1 protein-coding gene is annotated in these 323 nt (G+C 43.7%); it reads left to right on the plus strand.

What is annotated here, in order from left to right:
• Positions 1–323 (plus strand): HEAT repeat domain-containing protein (locus NF27_RS02760; protein WP_039455559.1); only part of this gene is annotated, 323 nt, incomplete at both ends.

Consider the following 323-nt stretch of genomic DNA (forward strand, 5'->3'; position numbering starts at 1 on the left):
AGGAGCAGGGCATGGAGATATAGTAGTACCTGCGCTAATAAATGCTTTAAAGGATGAGTATAAGGATGTCAGGATTAGAGCAGTAGAAGCGCTGGGTAAGGTAGGAGTAGGGCATGGAGAGATAGTAATACCTGTGCTAAGAAATGCTTTAAAGGATGAGTATAAGAATGTCAGGATTAGAGCAGTAGAAGCGCTGGGTAAGGTAGGAGTAGGGCATGGAGAGATAGTAATACCTGTGCTAAGAAATGCTTTAAAGGATGAGTATAAGAATGTCAGGATTAGAGCAGTAGAAGCGCTGGGTAAGGTAGGAGTAGGGCATGGAG

This window comes from Candidatus Jidaibacter acanthamoeba (assembly GCF_000815465.1).
GTDB classification, from domain to species: Bacteria; Pseudomonadota; Alphaproteobacteria; order Rickettsiales; family Midichloriaceae; genus Jidaibacter; species Jidaibacter acanthamoebae.